Raw genomic sequence first — 15,613 nt, forward strand, 5'->3', positions numbered from 1 at the left:
TGTTATAAGAGAGCTTCATGACTGCCCAGGAATTATAAGTAAAGCAGAGCCTGGTCTACATTTCGCAATAGCGCAAAAAGCGCTGCAACGAGTTCGACAGGTGTTTCTGGCGATGGTGAATGCACCACAGCGTGCGCACCAGCTTCGGCAGCGGGACCGGGATTTCAATCAGCGACCCGCTCTCAAGCTGCTCGGCTATCACCCGGCGGGATAAACAGCTGATCCCCAGCCCATGTCGTACGGCGTGCTTGATGGCCTCGGAATTCCCAAGCTCCATCCCGAGCTGGAACTGCGGCAGATGTGAAAGCAGCAAATAGTCGACAATTTCGCGTGTACCGGAACCGTGCTCGCGCAAAATCCACGGCGCCTGCGCCAGGCGCTCCAGCGTCACTTCGCCCTGCAGCAGAGACGATGCGGGAGAGGCAAACACCACCAGCTCATCTTCCAGCCAGGGTTCGGCAATGATATCCACGTTATGACATGGGCCTTCGATCAGCCCGATGTCGACGCGGAAATCGATGATCGCGTTGATCACATCCTGGCTGTTACCGACGCTCATCTCCAGCGGCAGCGTCGGAAAATCGCGGCGATAGCGGGCTATCACTTCCGGCAGAATATAATTACCAATCGTACTGCTGGCATACACGCGGATCGCGCCGTTGTCTTCCCGGAACAACTGCTCTATTTCGACGGCCTGCTCCAGCAGGGCCAGCGCGCGCGGGTAAAGCAGTCGCCCGTGTTCGTTCACTACCAGCCGTTTCCCTACTCTGTCGAAAAGCTGCACCCCAAGCTGCCCTTCCAGATCGGTCAGCGCCGCGCTGACCGCTGACTGGGACAACGCAAGGCGCTGCGAAGCCTGCGTGGTTGACCCGCTTTTCAGGACTTCGGCAAAGACTTCGAGTTGACGCAATGTAATGTGCATAGTGGCCTTCCGCGCGGGTAAGCGCGTTGCTTACCACTTATAAAGATTAATTATAAATATATAATCAATTTTATTTTTAAGCCAGAGCGCCGTAACCTTTTAACCATTGAAAGGAGAAGGCTATGACTGAACTCACTGTGCATCATCATCGTACGCTGTGGCATTACGTTCCGGGGCTTGCGCTGAGCGCACTCATCACCGGCGCGGCATTATGGGGCGGCAGCATTCCAGCCATCGCCGGGGCAGGTTTCAGCGCATTAACGCTGGCGATCCTACTGGGGATGGTCGTCGGGAATACGGTTTACCCTAAAATCTGGAGCTCATGCGACGGCGGCGTCTTGTTCGCGAAACAGCATCTGCTGCGCCTGGGGATTATTCTTTATGGTTTTCGCCTGACCTTCGCGCAAATTGCGGATGTCGGCGTGAGCGGCATCGCCATCGACGTGCTGACGCTGACCAGTACCTTCTTGCTAGCCTGCGTTATCGGCCAAAAAGTGTTTGGTCTCGACAAACAAACCAGCTGGTTGATTGGCGCAGGTAGCAGTATTTGCGGTGCAGCGGCAGTTCTGGCTACGGAACCGGTGGTCAAAGCGGAATCCAGTAAAGTGACCGTTGCGGTAGCCACCGTGGTTATTTTCGGTACGCTGGCAATTTTCCTGTATCCAGCCATTTACCCGCTGCTGGCACACTGGTTCACCCCGGAAGCGTACGGCATCTACATTGGTTCGACCGTGCATGAAGTGGCACAAGTGGTCGCAGCGGGCCATGCCATCAGCCCGGACGCTGAAAATGCAGCAGTGATTGCTAAAATGCTGCGCGTCATGATGCTGGCCCCGTTCCTGCTGATTCTGGCGGCACGCGTTAAACAGCTGACTCCAGCGGGCAAAGGCGAGAAAAGTAAAATCACCATTCCGTGGTTTGCGATTCTGTTTATCGTGGTGGCGATTTTTAACTCCTTCCATCTGCTGCCAAAAGCAGTGGTTGATATGCTGGTCACGCTGGATACGGTTTTACTGGCGATGGCGATGGCGGCACTGGGCGTGACCACTCACGTGAGTGCACTGAAAAAAGCCGGCGCAAAACCGCTGCTGATGGCGCTGATGCTCTTCGCCTGGCTGATTGTTGGCGGGGGCGCGATTAACCTGGCGGTTCATAGCCTGATGGCATAAACCACTACATCCTTATCCTGTTAACCCGCTATCATAAGCGTTTCGGGTTAACAGGAGTCCCTTATGAAATACGTTGGAGCGCACGTGAGCGCAGCAGGTGGTCTTGCGAATGCCGCCATTCGCGCCGCCGAAATCGAGGCGACCGCTTTCGCCCTGTTCACCAAAAATCAGCGTCAGTGGCGCGCGGCACCGCTCACCGCTGAAGTGATTGATGATTTCAAAGCCGCCTGCGAAAAGTATGGGTTCGGGCCGGGTCAGATCCTTCCCCACGACAGCTATCTCATCAACCTGGGCCATCCGGTCGAAGAAGCGCTGGAAAAATCCCGTGATGCGTTTCTTGATGAACTGCAACGCTGCGAGCAGCTTGGCCTGACGCTGCTGAACTTCCATCCAGGCAGCCATTTGATGCAAATCGACGAAGACGCCTGTCTGGCGCGCATCGCCGAGTCTATCAACATTGCGCTGGCCCAGACTCAGGGCGTGACGGCAGTCATTGAAAACACCGCCGGTCAGGGCAGCAATCTGGGATTCAAATTTGAACATCTGGCAGCGATCATCGACGGTGTGGAAGACAAATCCCGCGTTGGCGTATGTATCGATACCTGCCACGCGTTTGCCGCTGGCTATGACCTGCGTTCGCGCGAAGAGTGTGAAAAAACTTTTGCGGAGTTCGAACGTATCGTGGGCTTTAGGTATCTGCGCGGTATGCACCTGAACGACGCCAAGAGCGCATTCGGCAGTCGCGTTGACCGCCATCACAGCCTTGGCGAAGGCAACATCGGTCATGACGCGTTCCGCTTTATTATGCAGGACGACCGTTTTGACGGCATCCCGATGGTGCTCGAAACGGTGAACCCCGATATCTGGGCGGAAGAGATTGCCTGGCTGAAAGCCCAGCAAACGGCTGAACAAGCCGCATAAAAAAGGTTCATCGCGCTTTACCGGGGAACGCGGCTTTGATTTTCAGGAAGAAGTCATCGTTATCCCGGTATCCATAGAGCCCGTCAGCCATTTCCCCCTGCCGCATCTGGGGGAAACCATCTTAATTATTTAGCATGATGGAATTAAACATTTAATGCGTGTCATTATCTATAATATTACCTGATTGTTTTATTAAAATATTATCCAATTTTTAACTCTCATTTACCTCTATCACATCATCGGCATTAGCGGCTATCATCTTTAAGACGAGGAGTAATTACTCACACTAAACTAAATAGGCATCCCATTTATGGTTTTCAGTATATTAATGCTGTTGATTATCACGGTAATTATTCACTCCCTCTGGATGCTGTGGATCATGAGGTATGTGAAATTCACCAGAACATCTGCGTTTCGAATCATCCTCAGGAACATCCTCGTTGTTTCCACGGCCCTTGTTGCCCATATCCTGGAAGCCGGTGTTTTTGCCCTCTACTATTTCCACTCCGGTGCGCTCAGCACCTGGGAAAGCAGCCTCTATTTTTCACTGGTCAGCTATGCCACCGTCGGTTACGGGGATGTCACCCTGTCAGGAGAATGGCGTCTTATCGGAGCATCTGAAGGGCTGGTAGGAGCACTGATGGTGGGCTGGTCAGTTGCCGTTCTGGTCGTGTTTCTTCAGCGCCTGAGGTTTATGTTAGACGACTAAATAAACCGCCTCGATAATCCTCAAGACTGCATTCTTTTAGCGAGGTAGCTTAGCCTGGTCGATAGTGCACGGGCAAATATACGAGAAACATCAGAGTCGATTAATATTATTAGACAAAGCCTGAGGGTATGAAGAAAATTATTGAGAGCATATCTATTTCTTAATTCTTTATTGTTGTGAAAATAGATCATAGCATTCTGAAGCTTCTCTCTCCTGGAAGCGCCTCATAAAAAGGTCATGCTCACGGAAACTCTGCATTAGCGGAGTTTACCCATGATAACATTGAAAAATGTCACCAGAATCAGACATCATGGAAAATGGCAGCAATGGACAGAATCATCTGGATGTCCATCCACCGGAAATTAAGCCGGAAGCGTAAATAAAAAAGCCGGGCAGCGTAAGCACCCGACTTTTTTTGTAGGTCGGGTAAGCGAAGCGCCACCCGACAATAGGTTTAGGCTACTTTAGCAACCGCTTCGACTTCCGGGCGTTTCAACACCGCGTAAGACAGACCCGCCACCAGCGTACCGGCGATAATCGCGAACAGATAACCCAGAACCGGGGTAATCGCGCCAGGGATCAGCAGAACAAACAGACCACCGTGCGGTGCCATCAGTTTCGCGCCAATCGCCATCGAGATTGCACCTGTCACCGCGCCACCCACGATACAGCAAGGCAGAACGCGCATCGGGTCACGGGCTGCGAACGGAATCGCACCTTCGGTGATGAAGCACAGCCCCAGAACCAGAGCCGCTTTACCACCCTCTTGCTGCGCCTTGTCAAACTTACGACGTGCAATGATGGTTGCCAGACCCAGCGCCAGCGGTGGCACCATACCGGCCGCCATGATTGCCGCCATCGGGGCATAAGTCTGGGTACTCAGCAAGCCAACACCAAACGCGTACGCCGCTTTGTTGACCGGGCCACCCATGTCAGTACACATCATGCCGCCAAGGATTGCGCCCAGCAGTACCGCGTTCGCTGTACCCATAGTTTGCAGCCAGTGGGTCAGGCCTTCGAGGATACCGGCAACCGGTTTACCAATCAGGTAGATCATACCCAGGCCAACCACCAGGCTGGAAATCAGCGGGATTATCAGGATCGGTTTCAGCGCTTCCATACTCTGCGGTAATTTCAGCTTAGAGCTGATGGCTTTCGCCACGTAACCTGCCAGGAAACCGGCAATGATACCGCCAATAAAGCCAGAACCGGTGCTCACGGCCAGCATACCGCCGATAAGACCCGGCGTCAGACCCGGACGGTCAGCGATGGAGAAGGCAATATAACCCGCCAGCACCGGCACCATAAGCGCAAACGCCGAACCGCCACCGATCTGCATCAATGCCGCCGCCAGCGTGCCTGGCTCTTTAAAGGCTTCGATACCGAACGCGAAGGACAGCGCGATACACAGACCGCCCGCCACGACCATCGGCAGCATGTATGACACGCCGGTCAGCAGGTGACGATAGGCGCCCGCAGACTCTTTTTTGCCTTCGGTTGCTGAGGACTCAGATTTGCCCGTCGTCTGATAAGGCTTCGCTTCCGCGAGTGCTTTATCAAATTCCTGCGCCGTTTTCTTCAGCGCCAGTCCGGTAGAGGTGCGATACATTGGCTTACCGGCAAACTTCGCGAGGTCTACTTCGATATCAGCGGCCACAATAACCAGATCCGCTTCCGCCACTTCTTCAGGTGTGATCGCGTTGCCTGCCCCCACGGAACCGCGGGTTTCAACCTTCACCCACCAGCCGCGTTTTTTCGCTTCGGTTTCGATGGCTTCAGCCGCCATAAAGGTGTGCGCCACGCCCGTTGGACAAGCGGTGATGGCCACGACGCGTTTCGGGCCAGTCGCAGATGCAACCGCAGCGGTAGCAACAGGTGCGGTATAAACAGCCGCATGGCCTTTTGCTTCGCTCAGGAATAATTCAGGATGTGCCACTGCGCGATTGATATCGCCCAGCCACACTTTTTTGCCGTTCAGCGCGCTGTCAGCAGGAACTTTATCGCCCAAAACAATCGCCAGTTCGGCATCATTTGGGTTATCGACCATTTCAACATGCGCTTTGTGTGCCGCCGCGCCCAGCAAGGTCTTCGCCATATAGGCGCGAGCTTGTCCGAGACCGGAATCAATGATCAGCAGCGTTTTCATTATGCCTCTCCTGCTGTTAGTTAAAAGGTTGTAAGTCAACGCGCGCCATCATCGCGGCCAACTGGGTACGTTCGGTAATTCCAACATTGCTCTGACTTACGGCCAGGGCGGCAACAGCGGTAGCAAGACGTAAAGTATGCTCACTGGATTCGCGCATCAGCAGGCCGTAGATCAGGCCGCCCACCATTGAATCCCCGGCACCTACGGTGCTGACCACTTCCACCGACGGTGGCTTGGCGATCCATTCGCCAGACGCGTTAACCCACAGCGCGCCTTCCGCACCCAGCGAAATGACCACGTGAGCGATACCCTGTTCACGCAGCGCATGGGCTGCTTCAATTACATCCTTTAATTCTGGCAGCTTACGGCCCGCCCAGATCTCCAGTTCGCGGCGATTGGGTTTGACCAGCCACGGAGAGGCTTTCAGACCCGCCACCAGCGCTTCACGGCTGCTGTCAAAAATAATGCACGGGCACTGACTACGCAGACGCAGCATCCAGTCGGTGAACGCTTCCGGGCTGACGCCTGACGGCAGACTGCCGCTGACGCAAACCATATCGAACTGACCCAACCAGCTCAGGGAATCGTTCACGAAACGCTCCCAGTCTGCGCCGGTGACTTCAAAACCTGAGAAGTTCAGATCGGTCACTTCACCGTCTTTTTCCGTCAGCTTGACGTTAATACGGGTACGGCCCTGAACCACCTGGAAACGGTTGGCGATACCCAGCTCGCTGAACAGCTGCTGAAAACCGTCCTGGTTGTCTTTGCCGAGGAAACCGCCCACGGTCACGTCGATGCCTAAGTCTTTTAAAACTTTAGCCACGTTGATGCCTTTACCGGCAGCGTGCAGACCGGTGGTGCGAACGAGGTTCACTTCACCGCGTTCAATTTCAGGGCAAAAGCCAACGAGATCGTAAGCTGGATTCAGCGTAATAGTCGCGACACGTCTGCTCATTATGCGCCCTCCCCCAGACCGGCCGCGATGGCATCGCCAATCGCTTTCAACGCAAGTTCAGCATCCGCGCCCTGGGCAGTGAAGCGCAGGCGGTGGCCTTTTTTCACACCCAGTGCGACGACTTTCATCAGGCTGCGGCCATTGGCCGGTTTGCCCGAACCATCCAGGTTGGTCACGGTAATCTCACTTTCGAACTGTTTAATGGTGTTGACCAGCATGGTGCCAGGACGCGCGTGCAAACCGTGTTCGTTGCGCACCACAAACTCAGCGGTCAGCAGGTCATCGGTTGGGGCATCGTCACTGGTCAGCAGTGCCAGCAGCGTCGCTGCATCCGCTTTCAGCAGATGTTCAGCTTTGTTATTCAGCAACAGGTCACTCAGGCGTTTCAGCACGGCAACCGGCTGTTCATCGGCCATCGCGACGGTCACCAACAGAGCGGCGTGTTCGCCATCGGCTTCAAATGCCGTTGCGGCACGACTCACGGCGATAGCGCTGCGCACGTTGCCTTCCGCGCTGTCGTTCAGCCAGACGCCCTGGCCCAGATTCAGCGGCTTATCGTTAATCACGCGGGCGACGAAAGCGGTTTCGACAGCACCCACTTCTTTCAGACGACCGGCGTTCAGCGCTTGTAAGGTCACCAGATCGGAAGCCACCACGTCGAGCGTCAGCGTCTCGTTGTCCAGCTTCAGCGCTTCGCTCTGTTTTTCACCCATCAGCAGAGCGCGGAGCTCTTCTGCGGTGGTCGCGGATTGCAGCTGTTCAGCAACAGAGTCGTCGCTCAGCACATGCGTCAGCTGACGCAGCAAGCCCAGATGCTCATCACTACTGGCGGCGATGCCGATTGCCACGTAAGCCACCTGCCCTTCGCCCCACAAAATCCCCTGCGGGAACTGATAAACCTGAACACCGGTTTTCAGCACCTGGTCGCGGGTATCGGTGGTGCCATGCGGGATGGCGATACCGTTGCCGAGGAAGGTGGAGGTCTGCTGCTCACGCGCCAGCATGCCGTCTACATAGCCGTCTGCCACGTTGCCCGCCTGCACGAGGGCAGCGGCAATCTTGCGAATGGCCTCTTCTTTATTACCGGCCTGTTCGCCCGGATGGATGTCTTGCACTGATAACTGGAACATGGTTCTCCTCTCTCGCTGAATTGAATCGTTTCAGCCTTAATGAGAAAAAATGCGCTAACCTGCTCCGTCAGTTAAAACAAGATAGCGCTGAAACGTTTCAAGAAGTCTTGCGCTTAATGTTATGGCTTGCAAGGAAAGTTACATTTCACGTTTCAGAATTTAGAAGTGCAGCACATTTCTTCAACATTTGCTGATAGGACAAGGACGTTTACCGCTTCGCTTCAGCACACTTCAGCCAGATATAATTTTGAAATGCTATTTTGATTTTTCGTGGGTAATTTGACCGCACCACCTGTTTATTTTCTGACAAGCGGCGTAAACTCCGCGACTCTTCACATCACCGATATCAAACCATGCACAATTCCCCCGCTGCCGCCTCACCAAAGCCATTTGATTTGACGTCATCGGCGTTTTTGATTGTTGCCTTTCTTACCGGGATCGCCGGTGCGTTACAGACGCCAACGCTGAGCCTGTTTCTGACTAACGAAGTCCACGCCCGTCCGGCGATGGTCGGCTTTTTCTTTACCGGCAGTGCCATCATCGGCATTCTCGTCAGCCAGTTTCTGGCGGGACGATCGGATAGGAAAGGCGATCGCAAAAGCCTGATTGTCTTCTGCTGCCTGCTCGGCGTGTTTGCCTGCGTGCTGTTTGCCTGGAACCGAAACTATTTTGTTCTGCTGTTTGTCGGGGTGTTTCTGAGCAGCTTTGGCTCGACCGCCAACCCGCAGATGTTTGCCCTTGCGCGCGAACATGCGGATCACACGGGCCGCGAAGCAGTGATGTTCAGCTCCATCCTGCGCGCCCAGGTCTCGCTGGCGTGGGTGATTGGCCCGCCGCTGGCTTACGCGCTGGCGATGGGTTTTGGCTTTACGGTGATGTATTTGAGTGCAGCCGTGGCGTTTGTGGTGTGCGGGGCCATGGTGTGGTTTTTCCTGCCGTCGATGCGCAAAGAGCCGAAACTGGCAACGGGTGCGCTGGAAGCCCCGCGCCGTAACCGTCGCGATGCCCTACTGCTGTTTGTCGTCTGCACGCTGATGTGGGGCACCAACAGCCTCTATATCATCAATATGCCGCTGTTTATTATTGATGAACTGCACCTGCCGGAAAAACTGGCGGGCATCATGATGGGCACGGCGGCGGGTCTGGAAATCCCGACGATGCTGATCGCCGGTTACTACGCGAAGCGCTTCGGAAAGCGTTTTTTGATGCGGATTGCGGTCGTCGCAGGCTTGCTGTTTTACGTCGGGATGCTGACGGTTCATACCCCGGCGCTACTGCTGGCGTTACAACTGCTGAACGCTATCTATATTGGTATCCTTGCAGGTATCGGCATGCTCTACTTCCAGGATTTAATGCCTGGCCAGGCTGGTGCAGCAACCACTCTTTATACTAATACGACCCGTGTCGGCTGGATTATCGCGGGATCGTTGGCTGGAATTGTGGCGGAAATCTGGAGCTATCACACAGTGTTCTGGATAGCGCTGGTGATGTGCATCATTACTACTGGGTGCCTGACGCGGATTAAAGACGTTTAGGAAGATATCCTCATTCCCAAAGAGGTGACACTGCGACAAAGTGTCACCATTATCAATCGCTACCCGCTGAGTTATTGCAGCAGAAACGTGATCGATAGCCAGACAAAATATCCACCGCAGATAACCTGAACAAGCCGAAAACCCCAGCGGAAATATCGCCATTGATAGCACTCTTTCGCATCAGCTTCAGAGATAGCTGAACTAAAGTACTTTTCTTTTTTTCGCTTTCTCAAAATACGCCATACCCACAGCATCAGAAGTATGGCGAAGGTTATTTTGCCAAGAAGCAAATTACTCATATTAAATATCGGAGCCTCTTTCGTGCATTAGCAGAACGTTTACTAATTTGATAATTCTTTCAATATAATTTCTGGTCTTACATTTCCCATAAAAACAACTGGGGTTGGCCTTAGCACAATCATCGCGGGTGTGGCCTGGATTTCTAAACGATCAGCGAGTGCCGCCTGTTGTTCAATTAACTGTGTGCATGCTGGCGTACTGTCGTTATCGGGCAAAAAACCTTTCATCGAATTTTGCAGGCTCTTTGCCGGATCGGCAGCACACCAAACCCGGGACATGTCCTCAATGACGCTGTCACGAATGCTCTTAGGAGCAGCCGTCAGGAATGACATTGTCAAACCGACATCCGTATAGGCTTTAACGTTTTTGAGCACATCGGCGCAGTAGTAACACTGGTTTTCGACAAAGATTACGATATGATCTTTTTCATTTTCAGCCCGAAAAGTTATAGGCTTGAGCCCCGCAAGGTGCTGTTCAATATCTTGTTCATATTCTTCCGGTGTAGTGGCATATGTCCGGGTGGACACGGTCAGTGCCACTACCAAAAATAATAGCGTCGTTATTATATATCGTTGAATCATAATATTTCCCTGCAAGAAAATTCCAACTCATTATTATACAAAAGTGCCGCACGACTATTACACGCACTAAGAGAAGGGTCAATATGGGATTTGTTTTTCCCATAGAATAGACTTAGAAGGTTTAACCTGAATGAATGATAATTTCAGGGAGCCGTTTGTTGCTCCAGGTGAATAAGCCACGCCATCGCTTTGTGACGGTCCGTCGAGCACATCTCCACGGAAGGCTTAAGACTTGCGCAAACTTTTGGCCGCAGCGGCGAACCAAAGATATTGCACATATTGGCTTCAGAAAGCTGAGCGCAGCGGGTGTTCGCAGGCTTGCCCTCTGGCATCCCTGGAATCGGGCTTGAGATGGACGGCGCGGTGCAGCAAGCACCACAGTCTGGACGACAATCCATAAACCCTCTCAATGAGTGACAGATGCCCGCAGGGTCGGGCGTGGCGCGCACAGTAACACCTTTTGCGTATTGATAGCAAAAGCCACTAATTCCTCTTGCCTGAAAGGCTGCGCGCGAGTAATTTGGCGCGATATTTTTTACCTCCCAGTAAACAGGATCATTGCAATGCCAAGAGCGAACGAAATTAAGAAAGGTATGGTACTGAACTACAACAGCAAACTGCTGATTGTGAAAGATATCGATGTTCAGTCCCCTAGCGCCCGTGGCGCAGCAACGCTGTACAAAATGCGCTTTGCTGATGTGCGTACCGGCCTGAAAGTGGAAGAGCGCTTCAAAGGCGACGATATCGTAGATACCGTGACCCTGACCCGTCGTTTCGTTGATTTCTCTTACATCGACGGCAACGAATACGTGTTCATGGATAAAGAAGACTACACGCCTTACATCTTCACCAAAGATCAGATTGAAGACGAGCTGCAGTTCATTCCTGAAGGCGGTATGCCGGATATGCAGGTTCTGACATGGGACGGCCAGCTGCTGGCGCTGGAATTGCCGCAGACGGTAGATCTGGAAATCGTAGAAACCTCACCAGGCATCAAAGGTGCTTCTGCCAGTGCGCGTAACAAACCAGCGACCCTGACCACTGGTCTGGTGGTGCAGGTTCCGGAATATCTTTCTGCTGGTGAGAAAATCCGTATCCATATCGAAGAAAAACGTTATATGGGTCGTGCGGACTGATTGCGTTTATTGCCGGATGGCGACTTCGCCTTATCCGGCCTACAAAAAAACCGGCTTCTGGGCCGGTTTTTTTATGCCTGTTGTGCAGGTCGGGTAAGGCGAAGCCGCCACCCGACGATAAAAGCTACAACAACTCTGGATACTTGGTCATCTTCAGCGCCAGCTCCACGCCGCGCACTTCCGCCATCCCTTTCAGACGGCCAATCGCTGAATAGCCTGGGTTCGTTTTCTTACGCAGATCGTCCAGCATCTGATGCCCGTGGTCCGGACGGAACGGAATCGGACGCAAATCACCCGCTTTCTTACGGCGCTGCTCTTCACTCAGAATCGCATCAACCACTGCCACCATATTCACATCACCGTTGAGGTGCGCCGCTTCGTGGAAGGTTTTCGGGTTACCTTCGCGGCAGGTTGCACGTAAATGGGTGAAGTGAATGCGATCGCCGAAGGTTTCAATCATACGTACCAGGTCGTTGTCCGCGCGCACGCCATAGGAGCCGGTGCACATGGTAAAACCGTTGTTGATGCTGTCGACGGTTTCTTTCAGCCATTGCATATCTTCAATAGTGGAAACGATACGCGGCAGGCCGAGAATTGGGCGCGGTGGATCGTCCGGGTGAACCGCCAGACGTAAACCGCACGCCTCTGCTACCGGCACAATCGCACGCAGGAAATAGGCCATGTTTTCGCGCAGCTGATTTTTGTCGATATCGCCGTATTCCGCCAGACGCGCGCGGAACTGATCCAGGGTATAACCCTCTTCCGCACCCGGCAGACCGGCGATGATATTGCGGGTGAGCTTCTCGATGTCTGCTTCGGTGGCATCGTTAAACCATTGCTGCGCCTGCTGCTGCTCTTCAGCAGAATAATCCGCTGCTGCACCTGGACGCTTGAGGATATGTAATTCAAAAGCGGCAAAAGCAATCTGGTCAAAACGCAGCGCTTTAGAGCCGTCCGGTAACTGATATTCCAGGTCGGTACGCGTCCAGTCCAGTATCGGCATGAAGTTGTAGCACACGGTATCAATGCCGCAGGCCGCCAGATTGCGAATGCTTTGCTGGTAGTTAGCAATCCAGGTTTCAAACTCACCGGAGTGGGTTTTGATCTCTTCGTGTACCGGGATGCTTTCAACGACTGACCAGGTCAGCCCTTTTTCTGCCAGCACCGCCTGACGCTTTTTAATTTCGTCCACCGGCCAGACCTGACCGTTCGGAATATGGTGCAGTGCCGTGACAACACCCGTTGCGCCAGCCTGACGCACATCATCAAGAGAAACCGGATCATTCGGCCCGTACCAACGCCAGGTTTGTTCCATTGCCACACCCTCTCAAGTTGTTATACCAATATGTTTAATGCAATGACGACTACCATACATGTTTGGTTCTGACGGTCAATACAGCCGGCGACATTGATTGATCGATCTCACAGAATCTGGATATTTACGGCTTACCAATTCAATTTGCTGTCATATAACTTTACACTAACCTTGTTAATTAATGGTTAATCAGGTGTGTATTTCATGAAGACAATTGCCTCGACCGCGCTCCCTTCTCATGTCCAGCTGCCGCAGTTCGATCGCCAGCAGCTGCGCTCCCGCATCGTTCACTTCGGTTTTGGTGCTTTTCATCGCGCGCATCAGGCGTTGTTAACAAACCGCGTGCTAAATGCCAAAGGAGGCGACTGGGGGATCTGCGAGATTAGCCTGTTCAGCGGAGATACGTTGATGAGCCAGCTTCGCGCACAGGATCATCTCTTTACTGTGCTGGAAAAAGGGGCCGACGGTAATCAGCCAATTATCATCGGTGCAGTGAATGAATGTCTGAATGCAAAACTCGATTCGCTAGCGGCCATTATTGAGAAGTTTTGTGAGCCGCAGGTGGCGATTGTGTCACTCACCATAACCGAGAAAGGCTATTGCATCGATCCGGCGACGGGCAAACTGGATACGCAAAATGCGCGGATCGTTCACGATCTGGAAAATCCATCTGAGCCGCACTCGGCACCGGGCATTCTGGTGGAAGCCCTGCATCGGCGCCACGAGCGTGGACTGGCTCCGTTCACAGTACTCTCCTGCGATAACATTCCTGATAATGGTCATGTGGTGAAAAACGCGGTGCTGGGGATGGCGGAAAAACGCTCGCCGGAACTTGCCGCGTGGATTGCTGAACACGTCAGCTTCCCTGGCACTATGGTTGACCGTATTGTCCCCGCCGCCACGCAAGAGTCGCTGGCGGAAATAACCCGCGAACTGGGCGTGGAAGATCCCTGTGCCATCAGCTGCGAACCGTTCATCCAGTGGGTCGTCGAAGATAACTTTGTGGCCGGGCGGCCGGAATGGGAGCTGGCAGGCGTACAAATGGTGCAGGATGTGTTGCCCTGGGAGCAAATGAAGCTGCGGATGCTTAACGGCAGCCACTCGTTCCTTGCGTATCTGGGTTATCTGGCCGGTTTTGCGCATATCAGCGACTGTATGCAGGACGACGCGTTCCGTGAGGCCGCGCGCCGCCTGATGCTGAATGAACAGGCTCCAACGCTGCGAATTACTGGCGTTGACCTGACTGCATATGCCGACAGCCTGATCGATCGGTTTGCCAACCCGGCGCTACAGCATCGTACCTGGCAGATCGCGATGGACGGCAGCCAGAAATTGCCTCAGCGTATGCTGGAGGGCGTGCGAGTTCATTTAGCGCGAGAAAGCGCCTGGCCGCTGCTGGCACTGGGGATTGCGGGCTGGATGCGCTACGTCAGCGGTTTTGATGACGACGGCAACAGCATTGATATTCGCGATCCGCTAAGCGATAAAATTCGTGCGATTGTGGAAACCAGCAATGAAGAAGAACGCGTCAGCGCCCTGCTGGCGCTGAGCGAAGTGTTTGGCACGGATTTACCGCAGCATCCGCAGTTTGTCGAGGCGATAAATCAGGCGTATCAACGCATTGTCCAACACGGTGCGCGTCAGGCAGTGCTCGAGACTCTGGTCGTTTAACCCATCGTGCGTTTAAGGCGAACAGAAGCGCCTCTGTTCGCCTCACCCCTTCCCAACGCTGTTAATTTTCGCCAGGATTATTGATAATTGTTACAGCATTACAATTATTCCTGGAGCGCATGTGACCAAAACTAACCTCGTAACCGGTTTTCTCGGCAGCGGCAAAACCACCTCCATCCTTCATCTGCTGGCCAATAAAGATCCGGCGGAGAAATGGGCCATACTGGTGAACGAATTCGGTGAGATTGGCATTGATGGCGCGCTGATGGCTGACAGTGGCGCGATGGTCAAAGAGATCCCCGGTGGATGCATGTGCTGCGTTAACGGCCTGCCGATGCAGGTGGGGCTGAACACTCTGCTGCGCCAGGGAAAGCCGGACCGTTTAATCATTGAACCGACCGGTTTGGGCCATCCTAAGCAAATTCTCGATCTCCTCACCGCCCCGGTGTATGAGCCGTGGATCGATCTTCGCGCCACGCTGTGTATTCTCGATCCACGCCAGCTACTGGATGAGAAAGCGGTGAAAAATGAGAACTTCCGCGATCAGTTGGCTTCAGCAGACATCATTGTGGCGAATAAAGAGGACCGTGCTTCCCTGGAAAGCCGCGACGCCTTTGATTTCTGGTGGCAGAATTTTGGCAACGATCGTCAGTTTGTGATGGCGACGCAGGGAAAAATCGATAATGCGCTGCTCGACCTGCCGCGTCGGAATATGGCCGAACTGCCTGCCAGCGCCGCACATGCCCACAGTCACGCCCCACAAAAAGGGCTGGCGGCGTTGAGCCTGCCGGAACATCAGCGCTGGCGTCGCAGCCTGAACAGCGGGCAAGGCCATCAGGCCTGTGGCTGGATTTTTGATGCCGATACCTGCTTCGACACCATTGGTATTCTTGAGTGGGCAAGGCTCGCGCCGGTGGATCGCGTCAAAGGCGTTATGCGCACCCAGGATGGCCTGGTTCGCATTAACCGTCAGGGAGCGGACTTCTTCATTGAAACCCAAAACGTTGCGCCACCTGACAGCCGAATAGAGTTAATTAGTGCGGTTAACACCGACTGGAACGCACTTCAGGCGAGCTTGTTGAGGCTTCGTTTAAGTTGAAGCCACTAACGTTGCCCCCGACTA

General features: G+C 53.6%; 15 protein-coding genes. 7 read left to right on the forward strand and 8 right to left on the reverse strand.

What is annotated here, in order from left to right:
• Nucleotides 1–55: 55 nt before the first annotated feature.
• Nucleotides 56–922, reverse strand: a complete 867-nt coding sequence (gene yieE / locus JBO43_RS04850; RefSeq protein ID WP_202673823.1) for a DNA-binding transcriptional regulator YeiE — start codon at nucleotides 920–922, stop codon at nucleotides 56–58.
• A 122-nt stretch (nucleotides 923–1,044) separates the two neighbouring features.
• Here yieE and JBO43_RS04855 point away from each other — a divergent pair, with 122 nt between their 5' ends.
• The 3 genes from JBO43_RS04855 (at nucleotide 1,045) to JBO43_RS04865 (ending at nucleotide 3,721) form a co-directional block, all read left to right on the forward strand.
• The gene (locus JBO43_RS04855) at nucleotides 1,045–2,091 is read left to right on the forward strand and encodes a YeiH family protein (RefSeq protein WP_095282679.1); all 1,047 of its coding nucleotides are present in this window, start codon (nucleotides 1,045–1,047) and stop codon (nucleotides 2,089–2,091) included.
• 63 nt (nucleotides 2,092–2,154) lie between these two features.
• On the forward strand, nucleotides 2,155–3,012 hold the full coding sequence (gene nfo / locus JBO43_RS04860; protein WP_095282680.1) for a deoxyribonuclease IV: 858 nt from the start codon (nucleotides 2,155–2,157) through the stop codon (nucleotides 3,010–3,012).
• A gap of 328 nt (nucleotides 3,013–3,340) precedes the next feature.
• The gene (locus JBO43_RS04865) at nucleotides 3,341–3,721 is read left to right on the forward strand and encodes a potassium channel family protein (RefSeq protein ID WP_237729926.1); all 381 of its coding nucleotides are present in this window, start codon (nucleotides 3,341–3,343) and stop codon (nucleotides 3,719–3,721) included.
• Nucleotides 3,722–4,175: 454 nt separating this feature from the next.
• Here JBO43_RS04865 and fruA read toward each other — a convergent pair whose 3' ends face one another.
• Genes fruA through fruB form a run of 3 tightly spaced genes read right to left on the reverse strand, consistent with a single transcriptional unit; the run spans nucleotide 4,176 to nucleotide 7,952 of the window.
• The gene (fruA, locus tag JBO43_RS04870) at nucleotides 4,176–5,867 is read right to left on the reverse strand and encodes a PTS fructose transporter subunit IIBC (RefSeq protein ID WP_202673825.1); all 1,692 of its coding nucleotides are present in this window, start codon (nucleotides 5,865–5,867) and stop codon (nucleotides 4,176–4,178) included.
• Nucleotides 5,868–5,883: 16 nt separating this feature from the next.
• Entirely contained in the window at nucleotides 5,884–6,822 is a 939-nt protein-coding gene (gene fruK, locus JBO43_RS04875; RefSeq protein ID WP_095282683.1) for a 1-phosphofructokinase, read from the reverse strand.
• On the reverse strand, nucleotides 6,822–7,952 hold the full coding sequence (gene fruB / locus JBO43_RS04880; protein ID WP_202673826.1) for a fused PTS fructose transporter subunit IIA/HPr protein: 1,131 nt from the start codon (nucleotides 7,950–7,952) through the stop codon (nucleotides 6,822–6,824). The genes fruK and fruB overlap by 1 nt, the downstream gene beginning before the upstream one ends.
• A 353-nt stretch (nucleotides 7,953–8,305) precedes the next feature.
• Here fruB and setB point away from each other — a divergent pair, with 353 nt between their 5' ends.
• The gene (gene setB / locus JBO43_RS04885) at nucleotides 8,306–9,487 is read left to right on the forward strand and encodes a sugar efflux transporter SetB (RefSeq protein WP_095282685.1); all 1,182 of its coding nucleotides are present in this window, start codon (nucleotides 8,306–8,308) and stop codon (nucleotides 9,485–9,487) included.
• Nucleotides 9,488–9,558: 71 nt separating this feature from the next.
• Here the strand turns inward: setB and JBO43_RS04890 are convergent, their stop codons facing one another.
• The 3 genes from JBO43_RS04890 to JBO43_RS04900 all read right to left on the reverse strand — a co-directional run bounded on the left by JBO43_RS04890 (nucleotide 9,559) and on the right by JBO43_RS04900 (nucleotide 10,766).
• Nucleotides 9,559–9,786, reverse strand: a complete 228-nt coding sequence (locus JBO43_RS04890) for a hypothetical protein (protein WP_103949611.1) — start codon at nucleotides 9,784–9,786, stop codon at nucleotides 9,559–9,561.
• 42 nt (nucleotides 9,787–9,828) lie between these two features.
• Nucleotides 9,829–10,368 (reverse strand): thioredoxin fold domain-containing protein, encoded by a 540-nt coding sequence (locus JBO43_RS04895; protein ID WP_217450146.1) that lies wholly within the window; start codon nucleotides 10,366–10,368, stop codon nucleotides 9,829–9,831.
• A 143-nt stretch (nucleotides 10,369–10,511) separates the two neighbouring features.
• Complete coding sequence (locus JBO43_RS04900) at nucleotides 10,512–10,766, reverse strand: YkgJ family cysteine cluster protein (protein WP_202673827.1); 255 nt, start codon at nucleotides 10,764–10,766, stop codon at nucleotides 10,512–10,514.
• A gap of 165 nt (nucleotides 10,767–10,931) precedes the next feature.
• Here JBO43_RS04900 and yeiP point away from each other — a divergent pair, with 165 nt between their 5' ends.
• Nucleotides 10,932–11,504 carry an elongation factor P-like protein YeiP gene (gene yeiP / locus JBO43_RS04905; protein ID WP_095282688.1) on the forward strand — a complete coding sequence of 191 codons (573 nt, stop codon included), beginning with the start codon at nucleotides 10,932–10,934 and terminating at the stop codon, nucleotides 11,502–11,504.
• Between the two features lie 124 nt (nucleotides 11,505–11,628).
• Here the strand turns inward: yeiP and uxuA are convergent, their stop codons facing one another.
• The gene (gene uxuA, locus JBO43_RS04910; RefSeq protein WP_103947196.1) at nucleotides 11,629–12,819 is read right to left on the reverse strand and encodes a mannonate dehydratase; all 1,191 of its coding nucleotides are present in this window, start codon (nucleotides 12,817–12,819) and stop codon (nucleotides 11,629–11,631) included.
• 204 nt (nucleotides 12,820–13,023) lie between these two features.
• On the opposite strand from uxuA, the gene JBO43_RS04915 reads away from it, so the two are divergent.
• Nucleotides 13,024–14,490, forward strand: coding sequence for a mannitol dehydrogenase family protein (locus tag JBO43_RS04915; RefSeq protein WP_103947197.1), 1,467 nt, complete (start codon nucleotides 13,024–13,026; stop codon nucleotides 14,488–14,490).
• 121 nt (nucleotides 14,491–14,611) lie between these two features.
• A complete protein-coding gene (locus tag JBO43_RS04920; RefSeq protein ID WP_202673828.1) occupies nucleotides 14,612–15,589 on the forward strand; it encodes a CobW family GTP-binding protein in 978 nt (325 codons plus the stop codon).
• Nucleotides 15,590–15,613 lie beyond the last annotated feature (24 nt).

Source organism: Lelliottia jeotgali, from assembly GCF_016771845.1.
GTDB lineage: Bacteria > Pseudomonadota > Gammaproteobacteria > Enterobacterales > Enterobacteriaceae > Enterobacter > Enterobacter jeotgali.